Below are 15,907 nucleotides of genomic sequence, written 5' to 3'. Positions count from 1 at the left end.
AAAAGGGAGCGCCGCCGGAGGGACGTCTCTCCGGCGGCGCTCCTTATTCGGGGGGTGTCAGGCGTGGTGGTGTCGTCAGGCGTTGGTGCAGGCGGTGCCGTTCAGCGTGAAGCCGGTCGGGTTGCCGTTCGAGCCGCTCCAGGTGCCCTGGAAGCCGAACGAGATGCTGCCGCCCGCGCCGACCGAGCCGTTGTACGACAGGTTCTTCGCGGTGACCGAGGACCCGTTCTGGGTCACGGTGGCGTTCCAGCCACTGGTGATCTTCTGGCCGTTCGGGAAGTTGAAGCCCACGGTCCAGTTGTTCACCGCGCTGGAGGGGGTGACGGTGACGTCGGCGGTGAAGCCGCCCTGCCACTCGTTCTTCGTGTACTTCACCTTGCAGCCGCCGCCGTTGCCCGGGTTGCTCGGCGACGTCGTCGGCGTGGAGCTCGGGACGGAGCCGCCGATGCTGTAGGAGAAGTTGTTGACGGCGAGGCCGGCGCCGCCCACCCAGGGCTCGAATCCGGCCTGGACGCTGGTGAGGTACCACGACCGCTGGCCGTAGCCCCGGTTCACGGTGTCGTCGTAGAAGTTGCGCACCGCGAAGCTGATCGAGTTCGTCGGCGAGGTCCGCACGTAGGAGATGACGTTCCAGCCGATGTTGCCGAACCAGACGTCCCAGGTGGCGCCGGCGATGTTGGCGGTGCCGACGCGGGATCCGACGGGCTGCACCGACCCGGTGTGGTTGAGCCACACCATGATCTCGGCGCCGGTGTTCTGGCCGTCCCGGCGGGGCGTGGGGTCGAACCAGATGTCGTATGCCGCGTCGTAGATCCCGGAGCCCGGGTAGCTCATGCTGACGCTGGTCTGCACCGTGTTGAACTGGCTGTTGCTCGCCTGGAGAGGCAGGCCGCTGTTCGTGGAGCAGTTGGCGTAGTGGCAGCCGGCGTAGATGGCCGGATAGGCGGCCGGGGTGCCGCCCGTGTTGTTGTGCTGCGCCTGCGTCACCGTGAAGCCGTTGTTCGTGACGTTGATGCACTGCGTGGCGCTGCTGCCCCACACGTTGTTGATGACGACGTACTTCCCGTTCTGGACGGTCGTACTGCCGTACTTGTCGCAGATCACCGTGTCTGCGTGCGCCGCCTGACCGACGACGAGCGACGCGGCGACGGAGCCGAGCATGGCGAGGCTCGCCGTGATCATTCGCATCTTCATGACCCGGACCATAGACACTTGACCATGGACCGCAACATGAGTTGATTTGGTCGACAAACTGGACGAAACCGCAACCAGCCACAACGCTGTGACGGTAGGTGAAACTTTCACCTACACATCTGCCACTTTGTCCGTCAATGCACCACACGCGTACGGCGGCCCGAGGCGAGGCGCAGCCGCACCAGCGTCGGGAGACGGCGCAGCCCGAGGGTGGTGCGCAGGCCGGGGACCGCCTCCTCGTGCAGCCGGGTGACCAGCGCCCCGAGGTCGGCCGGTGCGACGGCGGAGACCCCGAGATCGAGGTGCGGGTCGTCGGAGGGGCCGCGCAGCACGGCGTGCGCCCTGCGCACGTCCGGGTACGCGCTGACCTGCTCGGCCAGGGCCGCGCTCGCCGGGTAGGCGTCGACCTCCGTCACGCCGGAGGCGCCCGACTCCAGTCGCAGCCGCCTCGGCCGGTCGACCCGGAGCAGCGCGAGCAGCCAGGCCAGCCCGACGAGCGCGAGCACCACACCGGCCGCCGCCACCACCGGCCAGAACCAGGGGGTGGTCGCCGCGAAGGACGTGGTCCCCGCGTCGAGCACGGGCCGCCGCGCGGCGTCGCCGCCGAAGGCCCCGAGCGCCCGCGCCAGCGCCAGGCCGCCCGCGGTCAGCAGGACCAGCCCGAACAGCGTGAGACCCGTCCTGTTGCCCTTGGAGGGCTTCGTCGTCACTGCCCCGCCTCCTTCATTCGTCCCCTTCTGATTCCCGCGATGGTTCCGGCGGTGGTTCCGGCGGCCTACGCGGGGCCGTGGACCCGGATCCGCAGGGACACCGGGTGAGCGGGGGCGAGCCGGGCGATCTCCCGCTCCGCCGCCACGCGGACGCGCTCCCGGAGGACGGCGGTGTCACGCAGGTCGGTCCGGACGGACACGTCCGCGTGCCATCCGCGCACCCGTGCGCCCGCCGCCCGCACGCCGTCCACGCGGCCGGCCGCGCCGCTGAGCACCCGCGCGAGCGCGCGGCGCGGCACACCGACCACCAGGTCGGGGTCGGCCGTACGCAGCGCGACCAGCCGTCCCCGCCCGGGCACGGCCGCGATCAGCACCAGCACCAGCCCGATCAGGGCCAGCGCGGCGGCCACCGCGAGCGCCCGGTCGTCGTTCCACGCCGTGGTCCTCGCCCACCCGGCCAGCCGCTCGTACGGCACGAGCCTGACGGGACGCCCGAGCAACGCGGAGATCACCTGGACGGCGGTCAGCACGCCGATCGCGAGCAATGCGAGCGCGGCGACCGCGGCGGGCAGACGCCGGCCGGGCCGGAAGGCCCGTTCGGCTCCCGCGCCGTCGAACCCCCGCACCGGCACGAAGAGCGGGGTCTTCTCAGACCGGCCTCCGCCTTCGTTCATCCCCACTCCTCTGCTCGGGCACGAGCCCGACGACCTCGATGTCCACGTTCTCCACGGTGACGCCGGTGAGCTCGCGGACGCGCCGCCGGACCCGCTCGCGGATCTCGCCGGCCACCCGCGGCACCGGCGACGGGTAGCGGATGGTGACGTCGCAGCGGACCGCCGCGACCATCCCGCTCAGGGACGCCGTCACATGCGGCGGCTCCGTCACGTGCTCCTCCTCGCCCACCACCTGCTCGACGATCTTCGTGAGCACGCGCTCCGAGATGGTCGTCGTGCCCCGCTCGGCCGGGAGGCTCACTGCCGTCTCGGGTGCATCTGAGGCATGCGCACGCCGCCTTCGAGCACCATGCCGACGAAGAACCCGACGATGCCGAGGACCAGGACGATGAGGAATGCGTTGAGGCCGCCGAAGGCCCCGACCACCCCCAGCACCGTGCCGAACAGCAGCCCCGCGAGGGCCCAGACCGGATACCCTTCCATGATCATTCCTTCCCTCCGTCGGATGTGGCCAGGTCGGCGATCGCGACGTCCATCCTGCGGCCCGCCGCGAGGTCGCCGATCGCGTCCCGGATCAGTTCGGCGACCTCCGGGAGCGGCCTGCCGTACCGGGCGACGACGTGAACCTCGATCACGTCGTCCCGTACGGCGACGCCCGGGACGAGGTCGCCGGGGAGATAGGTCGCCACCGCGCCGAACGGCCCCCTGGACAGGCCGGCGACGTCGGGGCAGGACAGCACGCGTTCGGCGATCCGCCGGGCCGGCGCCGTGGGTCCGGCGGCCTCCCGGCTCGCGACCGCGTCACCCGGACCGGCGTTCACTGGACCCGCGGTTCCCCGTCGGCCGGCGCCGACGACTCCTGCCGAGGGAGATGGACGTCGTCGACGGCGACGTTCACCTCGGTCACCTCCAGCCCGCACATGCGCTCCACAGCGCGGATCACGTTGCCACGCACCGCCTGCGCGAGGTCGGGGATCGCGACGCCGTACTCGACGACGAGATGGATGTCGACGGCCGCCTGTCGCTCTCCCACCTCGACCGCCACTCCTCTGGTGACGGCGTCCTCCGCGCCGAGCACGCCCTTGATGGCCCCGAACGCACGGGCCCCGGCGGAGCCGAACTCGTGGACGCCTTCGATCTCACGGGCGGCCATCCCGGCGATCTTGGCGACCACCTCGTCCGCGATCGTGGTGCGCCCGCGCTCGGTCATCAGGCTGGTGCCGCCCTGGCCTCCGTGTGGTCGGACGGGTGCCTGCTCCGCGGTCGCGGACGACGTTCTGGTTTCAGTCATGTGGCTCCCCCGCTTCGCACGCGCGGCAGATCGGGCCGCTCCCCGCCCATTCATGGCCGTAATACCCGGTTTGCACACAGTAATCGTGCGAGGTGAGGCGAGGTTACGTCATCGGAAAGTCTCGAACACACCAAAACCACGGAGCCGGTCCCAGCTCCGGGCAGGGCCGGGGCCCATGCCCTAAGAGAGGGGTTATGGCATCCCAATTCTGTCCGCTATGTCCCCAATTGAGTTTTTATGTCACCTTATAGGGCATTCATAGTGTTCGATCGGATCGCAACGCCACACGGCGAGACGGGCGACACGACCGGCATCGGCGCTCCGGGCCGGCCAGTAGGAGGCGCGATCATGAAAGACGGACTGAAGGTGGCGCTGGCCGTCATCGCGGGTTACTACCTGGGGCGGCATCACAAACTGCGCCTCGCGCTGGTGCTCGCGCTGGCCATCCTCGCCGCCCGCCTGCGCGGAGAGGGAGCCGCCGGCGCCCTCCTGGAGCAGGTCCCCAAGATCCTCGGCGGGGCCGCCCCCGATCTCAGCAAGATCACCGAACGGGTCCGCGGCGACGTGCTGGACATCGGCAAGGCCGCGGCCAGGCGCGCCACCAGCCGGCAGATCGACACGCTGAGCGACAAGCTGCACGAACGCGCGGAGGCGCTCCGGCAGCCCCGGGGGCGCGGCCGGGCCGCGACGGAAGAGGAAGAGGAGCGCCCTGAGGAGCCTCGCCGCAGGCCGGGGCGCGGGCGGGCGCGCCGGGCCGAGCCCGAGCCCGAGCCCGAAGAGGCCTACGAGGAGGAAGAGGAGTACGAGGAGGAGCCGTACGAGGAAGAGGAAGAGGAGCCCGAGCCCGAGCCTGAGGAGCGGCCCAGGCCCCGAGCCCGGTCTGCCCGGCCCGTGACACGGACCCGGAGGTGAGCCCATGACCGAGGAGACACGGGAACGGGCACGGGAATCGGAAGAGACCGCGCTCCCCACCCAGCGCCTGGGCCAGGAGGTTCAGAACCTGCTGACGGCCGCGGCGGAACGCGCGCTGTCCGGCGTGGCCGGGAGGGTCGACCGGCTGGCCGGCCGCCTCACCGATTACGTGGAGCACGGCGGTTCCGGCCTGCTCGGCGCGGTCACCGGCAGGCAGGCGAACGGCGGTCCGGGGGTGATCGGCAGGCTGACCGGCGGGCAGGGCGGCAAGGGAATGTTGCGATCGCTCGCCGACCGGCTCGGCGCGACGGGTGGAGGCGGCCTGCTCGGCACCCTCTCCGAGGCGCTGACCGAGGGCGGCGGTGGCGGTGGCAGCCACCCCGTACGCGCCGCCCTGTTCGCCTACGGCAAGGAGAAGATCAAGGGCCTGTTCGGCGGCGGAGGCAAGGGCAAGGGCGGCAAGGGCAAGAAGCTGAAGCTCACCAACATCGTCGAGTCGCTCGACGTCGGCGCGCCCATCCGCGTGGTCTACAACCAGTGGACGCAGTTCGAGGACTGGCCGGGCTTCATGAAGAAGGTCGAGACGGTCGAGCAGAAGTCCGACGAGAAGCTCGCCTGGAAGGCCCAGGTCTGGTGGTCGCACCGCACGTGGGAGTCGACCATCGTCGAGCAGGTCCCGGACAGCAGGATCGTCTGGCGGTCGCAGGGACCCAAGGGCTGGCCGGACGGCTCGGTCACCTTCCACGAGGTCACACCCGAGATGACCCGGGTCCTGCTGGTGATCGAGTACAACCCGCAGGGCCTGTTCGAGCGCATCGGCAACCTGTGGCGGGCCCAGGGCCGCCGGGTCCGGCTGGAGTTCAAGCACTTCAGGCGGCACGTCATGACCAACACCCTGCTGCACGCCGACGAACTCGAGGGCTGGCGGGGCGAGATCCGCGACAGCAAGGTCGTCAAGGACCACGAGACGGCCCTCCGCGAGGAGCGCGAGCAGGAGGAGGGCGAGGAGGCCCGCGAGGAGGCTCCCGAAGCGGCTGGCGAGGCGGCGGAGGAGGCCCCCGAAGAAGGCGCGGAAGAGGCGGCGGAAGAGGGCGCCGAGGAGGAGCCGGAAGAAGAGGCCCCCGAGGAGCTCGAAGAGGAGGAGGAGCCGTACGAGGAGGAAGGCGAGGAGGAGCCCGAGGAACCCGAAGAGGCCGAGGAGGAGCGCGAACGCGCACCGGCCCGCGCCGAGGCGGGCGGAAGGGCCAGGGCCCGGGTGGTCGCACGGAGGCGCGCGCCGGAGCGGGCACCGGAGGAACGGGAGGAACGGGAACCCGAGGAACGGCGCACCGCCACCCGGACACGCGGCGCCCGGACCGCCGAACCCGAGCGACGTGGCGCCCGGACACCCCCCGCACGGCGGCGTGCGGAGGGCGCCGGGACGGCCGAGCGCGGCGAAGGCGAGCAGACGCGCGGGGGCGAGGAGGCCGGCGAGCCCGAGCAGCCGGCGCGGCGCCCGGTCCGGCGCCGCCGGCCCCCCGAGTGAGCGACGCGGGAGAGTCACGCGGGTGAGTGACACGCGCGGGACACCGTGACCACGGCAGGACCCAAGGAAAGGAGGGAACGCCCATGACGATAGCCGTTCCACCATCGGGTGGCGGCGGGTTGCCGGGCCGGTCGTCGGGATCCGGCCTGGCGGACGTCATCGACACGATCCTGGACAAGGGCCTCGTGATCGACGCCTACGTGCGAGTGTCGCTGGTCGGGATCGAGATCCTGACGATCGACGTGCGGGTCGTGGTCGCGAGCGTCGACACCTATCTCCGCTTCGCGGAGGCGGTCAACCGGCTCGACATCGCGTCACAGCAGAAGGGACTGCCCGACCTCCTGTCGGAGGCGCCGCGGAGCATCGCCCGCGGCAAGTCCAAGGGCATCACGCAGGGCGTGCTGGAGGCGGCCGGGGAGAAGCTGCAGGACCTCATGGCGAGCCGCGGGGAGGAACCCGCTCCGCATGCCCGCCGCCGGCGACGGGAGGAGGACTGAGATGTCCCGCTCCATCAGGGAACCCGGAGCAAGCGACCACGCCGAGACCCGTCCGGACGTCGCGTGCTACGTCTACGGCATCCTCCCCGAGGACGTCGAGATCAGCGAGGACGCCATCGGAATCGGCGATCCCCCGGCCAAGGTCGGGATCATCCGGCACGGCGAGATCGCCGCGCTGGTCAGCGACGTCGCCGTGGACCGCCCGCTCGGCCGGGCGCACGACCTCGTTGCCCACGAGCAACTCCTCGACGCCGCCGCCGCCGAGGTCCCCGTGCTCCCCCTGCGGTTCGGCGCCGTGATGACGACACCGGAGGCGGTCGTGGAGGAACTGCTGGGCCCGCACCACGACTCGTTCGCGGCGGCGCTCAAGCAGATCGAGGGCCGCGCGCAGTTCGTCCTCAAGGCGCGGTACGCCGAGCAGCCGGTGCTGATCGAGGTGCTGTCGGAGAACGCCGAGGCCAGACAGCTGCGTGACCGGATCAGGCAGCTGCCGGAAGAGGTGACGCGGAGCGAACGGATGCGGCTCGGCGAGCTGATCACGCACATCATCGCCGCCAAGCGGGAGGCCGACACACAGGCGGTCGTCGAGCGGTTCGAACCCGTCACCGCCGCAGCGGTCGTACGGGAGCCCAGTCACGAACGCGACGCCGCGCACGTGGCGTTCCTCGTGGAGAACGACCGCTGGAACGACTTCGAGCGGGCCGTCGAGGAGTTGCGTGCCGACTGGGGCGCCCGGGTCGAGGTCCGCCTGCTCGGGCCGATGGCGCCGTACGACTTCGTCGTCAGCTGATTCGTCACCATCCGAAGGGAGGCCGCCGTGGGACTGATCAGTCTGCTGTTCACCTGGCCGCTCGCCCCTGTGCACGGAGTCATCCGGCTGGGCGAGCTGATCCAGCAGCAGGTCGAGCACGAGCTGAAGGACCCGGCGGCGGTGCGGCGGCGGCTGGAGGCCGTCGAGGAGGCCAGGCGCTCGGGACAGATCTCCGAAGAGGAGGAGGCCCAGGCCGTGGAGGAGATCCTGCGCCTCATGAGCGGGACGCGGAGAGGGTGACGTCCCGTGCCTCCGCGGCGCAGAGACCGCTTCGACGAGGACGCCGGCGAGGAGGAGCCGCGCCGGCGGCGCCCGTTGAACGCGGCCTCGGCCGGTCGGCTCGGCCTGCGGTACATCGCCGATCTGACGGCCAAGGACACCGAGGGGATCACGCTGGTGGAACCCCTGGAGGACGGCTGGGTGGTCGACGTCGAGGTCGTCGAGGACCGCAGGATCCCGTCCTCCAGCGACATGCTGTCGACCTACGAGGTGCAGGTCGACGACGACGGCGACCTCCTGTCCTACCGCCGCACCCGGACCTACCGGCGCGGCACGGGTGCGTTCGGCGGTGGCGCATGACCGATCCCCGCTCGCGTCCCGTGCTGCGGGAGTCGTACGCGCCGCCGTCCCCCATGTCGAGGGAGTCGGCCAACCTGGGCGACATCCTGGAACGGGTGCTCGACCGGGGCATCGTCATCGCGGGCGACATCCGGGTGAACCTGCTGGACATCGAGCTGCTGACGATCAAGCTGCGGCTGGTCATCGCCTCGGTGGACACCGCCCGGGAGATCGGCATCGACTGGTGGGAACGCGACCCGTGGCTCAGCGGCAAGGACCGGGAACTGGTCGAGGAGAACCGCCGCCTCCGCGAACGCCTCACCGCGGTCGAGGAGCGCCTGCTCGCCTGGGAGGACCGGGTGGAGCTGGAACCGGGCGAGAGCCGGTACGAGCGCCCCGGCGACCAGGCGGACGCCGCGTCCGCCGGAACCCCCAGTGGACCCGGGACTCACAGTGGACCCGGAACGCGCAGGGCACCCGGAACCGCTGCGGGCGCCGCCCGCCGGCCCGCGCGCCCGCGCGACACGGAGCGCGACCGTGACTGACCACGCTCCCGCCGGCACGACCCGGCCGCCACCGCCCAGCCCGGCCGACGCGCCGCGCTCCGGCAGCGGGTCCAGGCCCGGACAGGGCGTCTACCTGTACGCGGTGACGCCCGGCGAGGCGCCGTACGCGGACGAACCGCACGGCGGTCTCCCCGGCGGCACACGCGGTGACCTGCGGGGGGTCGGGGGCGGTGCGGTGCGGCCGATCGCCCGGGGCGGTCTCGTGGCCTGTGTCAGCGACGTGCCGCTCGACCAGTTCGGCGAGGAGCCGCTGCGGCGGCACCTGGAGGATCTCGACTGGGTCGAGGGGGTCGCCCGCGCCCATCACGCGGTCGTCGAGACCCTGGCCGCGGCCGAACCGACCGCTCCCGTGCGCCTCGTGACCGTCTACACCGGCGACGACCAGGTGCGCGACCTGCTCGACCGGCGGCACGACGACTTCGCCGAGATCCTCGCCCGCGTGGCGGGCCGCCGGGAGTGGGGCGTCAAGGCGTACCTGCGCCGCGAGACGGCCCGGCCCGCGGCCACTCCCTCGGAGGAGCGGTCCGCACCGTCTCCGGCCCGCGCCCCGGCCGAACCCGAGGGAGGCGGTCCCGGCGCGGCGTACCTCCGCCGCCGCAAGGAGAGCCTGCGGGGCCGGGAGGACCTGTGGCGCGCGGCCGCCGAACGGGCCGAAGAGCTGCACGCCGCGCTGGGGCGGCTCGCCGTGGCGAGCCGCCGCCACCGGCCGCAGGATCCCCGGCTGTCCGGAAGGAGCGAGTCGATGCTGCTGAACGGCGCCTATCTCGTGGACCCGGCACGCGAGGAGGAGTTCGCCGCCGTGGTCGCCGCCCACAGCGACAGGTTCCTGGACGCCGAGATCACCGGCCCGTGGGCGCCGTACTCCTTCACCATGATCGACCTTGGGCCGGATCAGGACGGTGGCGTCCGGTGACCCCGGACGGCCTGCCGCAGTTCGCGCCGGAGCGGTCGCCGGGCCGGGTTCTCGCCGCCGAGGGCCGCCTGCCGCCCGAGCGGGTGGCGCTCGTCGACATCCTCGACCGGCTCCTCGCCGGCGGCGTCGTGATCACCGGTGACATCGTGCTGTCGATCGCCGACATCGACCTCGTCCGCATCTCCCTGCGGGCGCTGCTCGGCTCCGTACGCGGCACCGAGCCCTTCGATCCACTCGGTCAGCCGTACGCGGAGCGGGAGGCCGGCCGCCTTGGGACGGAGAGACGGGAGGGAGAAGATGACCGCTACGGGTGGTGAGGCGGGGGAGAGCCCGTGGGACGCCTTCGCCGACAGCCCGGCGAACGGCCCGGCGCAGAGCTCGTCCCAGGGCCCGTCGATCGGCCCGGCAGACAGTCCAGCACGGAGTCCGTCGCGAGGCCTGTCGGACGATCCGGCGGACGCCGCGGGCCCGTGGCGGATCGGCGCCGTGCCCGGGACGGCCGCCGGGGAGTGGAGCCGGAACCCGCGTGCCGGGCCGGACACCTGGCGCCTCAACACCGACCCCGAGGCGGTGCGGCGTGACCTGAGCCGGCTCGTCCTGACGCTCGTCGAGCTGATCCGCCAGCTCGTGGAACGGCAGTGCGTGCGGCGGATGGACCAGGGCGACCTGTCCGACGAGCAGATCGAGACGCTGGGCCTGACCCTGATGCGCCTGGAGGAGGCGATGACCGAGCTGTGCGAGCGGTTCGGCCTGTCCCTCTCCGACCTCAACCTCGATCTCGGTCCCCTCGGCACGCTGCTGCCCACGGACACCCCGTGAGCATCCGTACGTGTATGACCAGGTCGAAGGGGTACGCGGACGAGACCGGGGGTCGGAGGGAGCCGTCATGAGGATCGTCGGCCGGGACGAGGTCAGGGCCCTGCTGGAGTCGCCGTCGCCCGACGCGACGCTGGTGCTGGTCGGCGGACGGTGCGAGATCGTGCCCGAGGCGCGGGCCGAGGGCCTGGTGATCGTCAGCAGTCGCGACCTGCGCATCCAGACGGGGGACGGCCCGGTCGACGACCGGCGGGTCGACGAGCTGGCCGACAGCCTCGACACGCTGGCCCGCGAACTGGGGGGCTGACGGCCCGCCGGGGCGACCGGCATGCCCGGGGGGAGCACCTGGGGAAACACGTGGGCGGAACGCACGTGGGGGGAAGCACGTGGGGGAATACGTTGGGGAGTGGTTTGACGCGTCCGCATACGGGCGGGCGATCGCGGACATCTACGACGAAACGGCGCAGCGGCTGCCCGTCGAGCCCGTGATCGAGACGATCTCCCGGCTGGCCGGGCGAGGTCCGGTGCTGGAGTTCGGCATCGGCACCGGCAGGCTGGCGCTCCCCCTCGCCGCCCGGGGCATCCCCGTGGCGGGCGTCGACGGCTCCCCCGAGATGGTGAAGATCCTGCGGGCCAAGCCCGGTGGCGACCACGTCCCGGTGACCGTGGGCGATTTCTCCGAGGCACGGGTCGAGGGCGTCTTCTCGCTCGTCCTGCTGGCCGTCAACACCGTCTTCGCGCTGCCCTCCCAGGACGCGCAGGTGCGGTGCTTCCGCAACGCGGCGGCCCATCTGCGGCCCGGCGGCCGGTTCGTGGTCGAGGCGTGGGTGCCCGACCCGGCGGCGTTCCGCGACCGGACGTCGCTGCGCCTGCTGTCGGTCGCCGAGGAGGAGGTGGTCGTCGAGGCCGCCCGCCTCTGCCCGGCCGAGCAGCTCATGCACACCACGAAGCTGCGGATGACCGCCGACGGCCTGCGGCTGCTGCCGGCCAACCACCGCTACGCCTGGCCGTGCGAACTGGATCTCATGGCCCGGCTGGCCGGGATGGAGCGCGAGCGGCGCTGGGCCGACTGGTCGGGCACGCCGTTCACCGACGACAGCCGCGCCCACGTGTCCGTCTACCGCGTCCTGGAGGGCTGAATGCTCCTGCCCGCGCCACGAGGCCCGATCACCGACCGACTCCGCGGCGAACTGGCCCGCCCGCCCCACCTGTTCGACCCGCCGCCCGACGAGGCGTGCGGCGACGAGGAGGACCTCCACCTCGCGCTGTTCGTGTGTTACGAGCTGCACTACCAGGGCTTCGACGGCGTCGACGACCGCTGGGAGTGGCACCCGTCGGTGCTGGCGCTGCGGGAACGCCTGGAGAGGTGCTTCGAGGCCGAGCTGGCCCGGCTCGTGCCCCGCCCGCCCGCACCCGCGCCGGAGGAGGTGCCCCGGGCCCTGGCGGCCCTGGTCGCCGCCGACCAGGGTCCCTCGCTCTCGGCGTACCTGCGGACCCGGGCCGATCTCGGCCGGTTCGCCGAGTTCGTCGTCCACCGGTCCGTCTACCAGCTCAAGGAGGCCGACCCGCACACGTGGGGCATCCCGCGGCTGCTCGGCCGGTCGAAGGCGGCGCTGGTCGAGATCCAGGCCGACGAGTACGGCGGGGGCGTCCCGGAGCGCATGCACGCCGAAATGTTCCGCGCGACCATGCGGGCGCTCGGGCTCGACGACTCCTACGGCGCCTACCTGGACAGCGTTCCCGGCGCGACGCTCGCGGTCAGCAACGTCATGTCGCTGTTCGGGTTGCACCGCCGCCACCGGGGCGCGCTCCTCGGGCACCTCGCGGCGTTCGAGATGACGTCGTCGACCCCGAACCGCCGCTACAGCCAGGGCCTGCGGCGGCTGGGCGGCGACGCCGCGGCGCGCCGCTATTTCGAGGAGCACGTGCAGGCCGACGCCGTGCACGAGCAGATCGCCGCGCACGACATGTGCGGCGCGTTCGCCGCCGAGCATCCCGGCCTGACCGGGGACATCCTGTACGGCGCCGCCTGCGCGCTCGCCCTTGACCGGATCTTCGCCGAGCGTCTGCTGGGCCGGTGGCGGGCCGGGCGATCCTCTCTCCTGCGGCCGCTCGCGAGCCTGCCCCAGGCGCCGCCCGGAAGGCCGCCGCAGGACCTCCTCGGAAGCCCGCTCGGGACCCCGCTGCGGAGCCCGCCCCCGCAGCGGCTCGCACAGTCACAGGCCGAGCGCCCGGCGCCGCGGCCGCCCGAGCCCGAGGCCGAATCCGAGCCGGTACCGGCGCCCCCGATCGACTACGTGCTGCCGCTCCGCTGGCAGGACGACAGCGACCTGGCGGAACTGACCGGCTATCTCCGCCGGTTGTCCCGGCACGCGCGGATCGTCGTCGTCGACGGCTCGCCGTCGCCGTTGTTCGAACGGCACGCCCGGCTGTGGCGGGAGTTCGCCGAACACCTGCGGCCCGACGAGGACGTCGACGTGGCCAACGGCAAGGTGGCGGGAGTGCTCACCGGCATGCGCAGGGCCCGGAACGAGCACGTGATCATCGCCGACGACGACGTGCGCTACGAGATCACCGCGCTCGGCCGGGTCAGCGCCCTGCTGAAGAACGCCGACCTGGTCCGCCCGCAGAACCACTTCCACCCGCTCCCCTGGCACGCCCGCTGGGACAGCGCCCGCACCCTGCTCAACCGCGGCCTCGGCGCCGACTATCCCGGGACCTTCGGCGTACGCCGTTCGTTCTTCGCCCGGATGGGCGGCTACGACGGGGACGTGCTGTTCGAGAATCTGGAGCTCATCCGGACCGTCCGGGCCCACGGCGGCCGGGAGGCGTGCCCGCTCGACCTGTACGTCCGGCGCCTGCCGCCCGGCACCCGGCGGTTCTGGTCACAGCGCGTCCGGCAGGCGTACGACGACCTCGCGCAGCCCGCGCGGATGGCGGTATTCCTGGCCGTGCTGCCCGCCGTGGGCGCGGCGTTGTGGCGACGGCGCCCGGCACTGGTGGCGGCGGGTGCGGCGGCGGTCGCCGGCCTGGCGGAGATCGGACGCCGCCGAGCCGGGGGCCGCCGCGTCTTCCCCGCCACGACCCCCCTGTTCGCTCCGGTGTGGGTGCTCGAACGTGCCACCTGCAGCTGGGCGGCGCTCACGGCCAGGGTCCTGTTCGGCGGCGTCCCCTACGCCGGGCGGCGCCTGCGGGTCGCCGCGCACTCGACCAGGCGGCTGCGCCGCCGGGCGACCGGGCCGGGTGGTCCACACGCGTCCCCGTGAAGACTGAGACGCACGGCGGATCGGGCATCCCGCCCGTATCAGACAAGACGCGCTCATCCTTCGCGCGATGCGATGCGGAGCAGGCACCAGTCAGGCGGGCGGGGCGTGGAGGTCCACGCTCTACGCCGGCCGATCGCGGCCGCTCACCCTTCGCGCGATGCGATGCGATGCGATGCGAGGCAGGCGGGCCGGTCAGGCGGGCGGGTCGGGTTCACTCGACGCGCGGAACCCGACCGCCTTGTGCGAGCCGTCGCAGAACGGCTTGGCCGAGGAACGGCCGCAGCGGCACAACGCCACCGTCGCCCTGCCCGGATCGATGCGCCGCCCGTCCTGCGTGGTGAGCGTGAACGGCCCGCGAACCAGCAGCGGGCCGTCCTCGCACGGCGTCACCGTGACCACCGCCGCCGTGACCTGCTCGTCTGCCCGATGCTCCATAGAGGCAGCGTGCCCGGCACGGCGACGGCGTAACACACGGGCGCTCCCGGTCCGGTCAGTCGGCTCGCGCGCACACCACCGAAGGGCTGAAGGCCCAGCACCCGGACCGTTCGTCGACCGAACCGGCCTGGACGAACGCGTGCGCCCCGTCGAACGCGGCCCGGGGGGCGGTGAACACGCCGGGCACGCCGGAGGGACTGGCAACCGAGTTCTTCCCACCCGGCGGGGCGAACGCCCACTGCGGCATCGCCGGGCTGTCCGCCTGTCCGCCCGGTGCGGCCCCCAGGGGGAACCCGGACGTACGGCTCCGCCAGGGAGCCAGGCTCCAGCAGCCGGCGGCGTGGCCGTGACCACACCCGTCCTCCCGCGAGTGGGAGGCGAGCGGCGGCAGCGGCAGGTAGCCGGGGATCGCCAACGGCGCCTGCGGCTGTCGCGCGCCGCCCGCCTGCGGCGGCACCGCCGCGGACCCGCCCACCGGCAGCGGAATCGTTCCCGTCGGAGTGTCCGGGGGCAGCGCCGGTTCGGCCGTGGGAAGCGCCGGCGAGGCGGTGGTCACGCTCGGCTTTGGCAGCGGTTGTGACCCCTTGGGCGGCTTCGCCGGCTTGCTCTCGGACTTGCCGCCGGCCTTCGGAGGGTGCGCCGCCTTGGGCGGCTTGGCCGGCTTGCCTTTGGATTTGTCGTCGGACTTGTCGTCAGATTTCGACTTCTCGTCGGACTTGTCCTTCGGCTTGTCCTTGTCCTTGTCCTTGTCCTTCGGCGCGTCCTTGTCCTTCGGCGCCGGCGTGGGCGACGCCTCCGCACTCGGTGTGGTGCTCGGCGTGGCGCTCGGTGCCGTGCTCGCTCCGGAGGACGGGGCGGGCGTAGCACTCACGGTGGTGTCCGGAGCCGGAGTCGCCGTCGCGGTCGTCTCGGTGTGCGGAGCCGCGGTGTCCTGACCGGTCGGAACGGGCGACGCCGTCGCCGTGGGAGCGCCGCTCGCGGTGGGCGCGGGCTGCCCGGATCCGGACGGCGAGGGCGAGGGCGCCGCAGGCCCAGGTGAGGACGCCGCACCGGGGTCCGGCTGGGACTTGTGCCGGCCGGTCGCCTCGGGCGCCGGCCGCTTCCGATGGGTGGTGCCGGTAGCCCCGGAATCACCCCTGCGCCCGTGCTCCTTCCGGCTGGTGCCGCTTCCACCCGCCGAACGCCCCGAGGAACCGTGCCCGCCGGAAGCACTGTGTCCGCCCGAGGCACTGTGTCCACCGGAAGAGCTGTGCCCGCCGGAAGAGCTGTGCCCGCCGGACGCGCGGTGGTCGGACGGACGGTCCCCGCCGGATCCGCCGTGCGTGGAAGCGCGGTCGGCGCGCGAGCCGCCGGCCGTACGACCCCCGGCGGGGTCTCCGCCGGACCCACGGCCCGACGTGTGCGCGGAAGTGTCGGCGGCCTCACGCGTGCCGTCGTCGGACCGGTCCGACGGCCGGTCGGAGCCACCGGAGGAATGGCTGGACGCGCCGTCCCCACCGGACGAGCCGGAGGAGACGCGGGAGCCTCCGGAACCGGAGTCGCTCCCGGAGTCCGCGTTGCGTGCCATCCGAGCCCGCGGGTGTGCGGGCTCGGCTTCGCGACCGGCGCGGGGGGCGGAATCGGCCCGCGGCGCCGCCTCACGCGAACCGCCGTCCGATCCACTTGCGGACGCCCGCTGACGCGAACCGTCGCCCACATCGGCCGCGGAGGCTGCGCGGGCACCGGACGCGCCGTCGTCG

At 72.8% G+C, this 15,907-nt stretch carries 22 protein-coding genes; 13 read left to right on the top strand and 9 right to left on the bottom strand.

Going from position 1 to position 15,907, the window contains the following annotated elements; genetic code table 11:
- Positions 1-75 precede the first annotated feature (75 nt).
- From FED44_RS19495 to FED44_RS19465, 7 genes are all read right to left on the bottom strand, one after another.
- On the bottom strand, positions 76-1,194 hold the full coding sequence (locus FED44_RS19495; protein ID WP_208759068.1) for a glycoside hydrolase family 12 protein: 1,119 nt from the start codon (positions 1,192-1,194) through the stop codon (positions 76-78).
- 134 nt (positions 1,195-1,328) lie between these two features.
- Positions 1,329-1,904 carry an Asp23/Gls24 family envelope stress response protein gene (locus tag FED44_RS19490; RefSeq protein WP_138461562.1) on the bottom strand — a complete coding sequence of 192 codons (576 nt, stop codon included), beginning with the start codon at positions 1,902-1,904 and terminating at the stop codon, positions 1,329-1,331.
- 65 nt (positions 1,905-1,969) lie between these two features.
- The gene (locus FED44_RS35870) at positions 1,970-2,578 is read right to left on the bottom strand and encodes a DUF6286 domain-containing protein (RefSeq protein WP_167521527.1); all 609 of its coding nucleotides are present in this window, start codon (positions 2,576-2,578) and stop codon (positions 1,970-1,972) included.
- Positions 2,553-2,879, bottom strand: a complete 327-nt coding sequence (locus FED44_RS19480) for an Asp23/Gls24 family envelope stress response protein (protein ID WP_117410210.1) — start codon at positions 2,877-2,879, stop codon at positions 2,553-2,555. The genes FED44_RS35870 and FED44_RS19480 overlap by 26 nt, the downstream gene beginning before the upstream one ends.
- Positions 2,876-3,061: a hypothetical protein gene (locus FED44_RS19475; RefSeq protein WP_117410211.1), complete on the bottom strand. Its 186-nt coding sequence runs from the start codon at positions 3,059-3,061 to the stop codon at positions 2,876-2,878. The genes FED44_RS19480 and FED44_RS19475 overlap by 4 nt, the downstream gene beginning before the upstream one ends.
- A 2-nt stretch (positions 3,062-3,063) precedes the next feature.
- Positions 3,064-3,399 carry an Asp23/Gls24 family envelope stress response protein gene (locus tag FED44_RS36505; RefSeq protein ID WP_187405986.1) on the bottom strand — a complete coding sequence of 112 codons (336 nt, stop codon included), beginning with the start codon at positions 3,397-3,399 and terminating at the stop codon, positions 3,064-3,066.
- Positions 3,396-3,869, bottom strand: a complete 474-nt coding sequence (locus tag FED44_RS19465) for an Asp23/Gls24 family envelope stress response protein (RefSeq protein WP_117410212.1) — start codon at positions 3,867-3,869, stop codon at positions 3,396-3,398. Before FED44_RS19465 ends, FED44_RS36505 begins: the two co-directional genes overlap by 4 nt.
- Before the next feature lie 348 nt (positions 3,870-4,217).
- Between FED44_RS19465 and FED44_RS19460 the strand changes: the two genes are divergently transcribed.
- The 13 genes from FED44_RS19460 to FED44_RS37460 all read left to right on the top strand — a co-directional run bounded on the left by FED44_RS19460 (position 4,218) and on the right by FED44_RS37460 (position 13,733).
- Positions 4,218-4,781: a hypothetical protein gene (locus FED44_RS19460; protein ID WP_138461559.1), complete on the top strand. Its 564-nt coding sequence runs from the start codon at positions 4,218-4,220 to the stop codon at positions 4,779-4,781.
- 4 nt (positions 4,782-4,785) lie between these two features.
- Positions 4,786-6,306 carry an SRPBCC family protein gene (locus tag FED44_RS19455; RefSeq protein ID WP_138461557.1) on the top strand — a complete coding sequence of 507 codons (1,521 nt, stop codon included), beginning with the start codon at positions 4,786-4,788 and terminating at the stop codon, positions 6,304-6,306.
- Between the two features lie 83 nt (positions 6,307-6,389).
- On the top strand, positions 6,390-6,803 hold the full coding sequence (gene gvpJ / locus FED44_RS19450) for a gas vesicle protein GvpJ (protein ID WP_117409909.1): 414 nt from the start codon (positions 6,390-6,392) through the stop codon (positions 6,801-6,803).
- Between the two features lies 1 nt (position 6,804).
- A complete protein-coding gene (locus FED44_RS19445) occupies positions 6,805-7,593 on the top strand; it encodes a GvpL/GvpF family gas vesicle protein (protein ID WP_138461556.1) in 789 nt (262 codons plus the stop codon).
- A 27-nt stretch (positions 7,594-7,620) separates the two neighbouring features.
- On the top strand, positions 7,621-7,854 hold the full coding sequence (locus FED44_RS19440) for a gas vesicle protein GvpG (RefSeq protein WP_117409907.1): 234 nt from the start codon (positions 7,621-7,623) through the stop codon (positions 7,852-7,854).
- 6 nt (positions 7,855-7,860) lie between these two features.
- Positions 7,861-8,193: a gas vesicle protein GvpO gene (gvpO, locus tag FED44_RS19435; protein ID WP_138461554.1), complete on the top strand. Its 333-nt coding sequence runs from the start codon at positions 7,861-7,863 to the stop codon at positions 8,191-8,193.
- Complete coding sequence (locus FED44_RS37470) at positions 8,190-8,717, top strand: gas vesicle protein (protein ID WP_244302079.1); 528 nt, start codon at positions 8,190-8,192, stop codon at positions 8,715-8,717. The genes gvpO and FED44_RS37470 overlap by 4 nt, the downstream gene beginning before the upstream one ends.
- On the top strand, positions 8,710-9,651 hold the full coding sequence (locus FED44_RS19425; RefSeq protein ID WP_244302078.1) for a GvpL/GvpF family gas vesicle protein: 942 nt from the start codon (positions 8,710-8,712) through the stop codon (positions 9,649-9,651). Before FED44_RS37470 ends, FED44_RS19425 begins: the two co-directional genes overlap by 8 nt.
- Positions 9,648-9,968, top strand: coding sequence for a gas vesicle protein (locus FED44_RS19420; RefSeq protein ID WP_244302076.1), 321 nt, complete (start codon positions 9,648-9,650; stop codon positions 9,966-9,968). The genes FED44_RS19425 and FED44_RS19420 overlap by 4 nt, the downstream gene beginning before the upstream one ends.
- Positions 9,949-10,470 (top strand): gas vesicle protein K, encoded by a 522-nt coding sequence (locus FED44_RS37465; protein WP_244302075.1) that lies wholly within the window; start codon positions 9,949-9,951, stop codon positions 10,468-10,470. Before FED44_RS19420 ends, FED44_RS37465 begins: the two co-directional genes overlap by 20 nt.
- Positions 10,471-10,537: 67 nt before the next feature.
- Positions 10,538-10,774 (top strand): hypothetical protein, encoded by a 237-nt coding sequence (locus tag FED44_RS19410; protein ID WP_117409905.1) that lies wholly within the window; start codon positions 10,538-10,540, stop codon positions 10,772-10,774.
- Positions 10,775-10,853: 79 nt separating this feature from the next.
- Positions 10,854-11,606: a class I SAM-dependent DNA methyltransferase gene (locus FED44_RS19405; protein WP_117409904.1), complete on the top strand. Its 753-nt coding sequence runs from the start codon at positions 10,854-10,856 to the stop codon at positions 11,604-11,606.
- Positions 11,607-13,733, top strand: a complete 2,127-nt coding sequence (locus tag FED44_RS37460) for an iron-containing redox enzyme family protein (RefSeq protein WP_244302073.1) — start codon at positions 11,607-11,609, stop codon at positions 13,731-13,733.
- A 192-nt stretch (positions 13,734-13,925) separates the two neighbouring features.
- Here the strand turns inward: FED44_RS37460 and FED44_RS19390 are convergent, their stop codons facing one another.
- Positions 13,926-14,168, bottom strand: coding sequence for a CDGSH iron-sulfur domain-containing protein (locus FED44_RS19390; protein ID WP_138461552.1), 243 nt, complete (start codon positions 14,166-14,168; stop codon positions 13,926-13,928).
- Positions 14,169-14,223: 55 nt separating this feature from the next.
- Positions 14,224-15,039, bottom strand: coding sequence for a hypothetical protein (locus FED44_RS35865; RefSeq protein WP_167521526.1), 816 nt, complete (start codon positions 15,037-15,039; stop codon positions 14,224-14,226).
- Positions 15,040-15,907 lie beyond the last annotated feature (868 nt).

The sequence above is a fragment of the Microbispora triticiradicis genome, assembly GCF_005864065.1.
GTDB lineage: Bacteria > Actinomycetota > Actinomycetes > Streptosporangiales > Streptosporangiaceae > Microbispora > Microbispora triticiradicis.
This window is presented reverse-complemented; position numbering and strand designations above follow the sequence as displayed.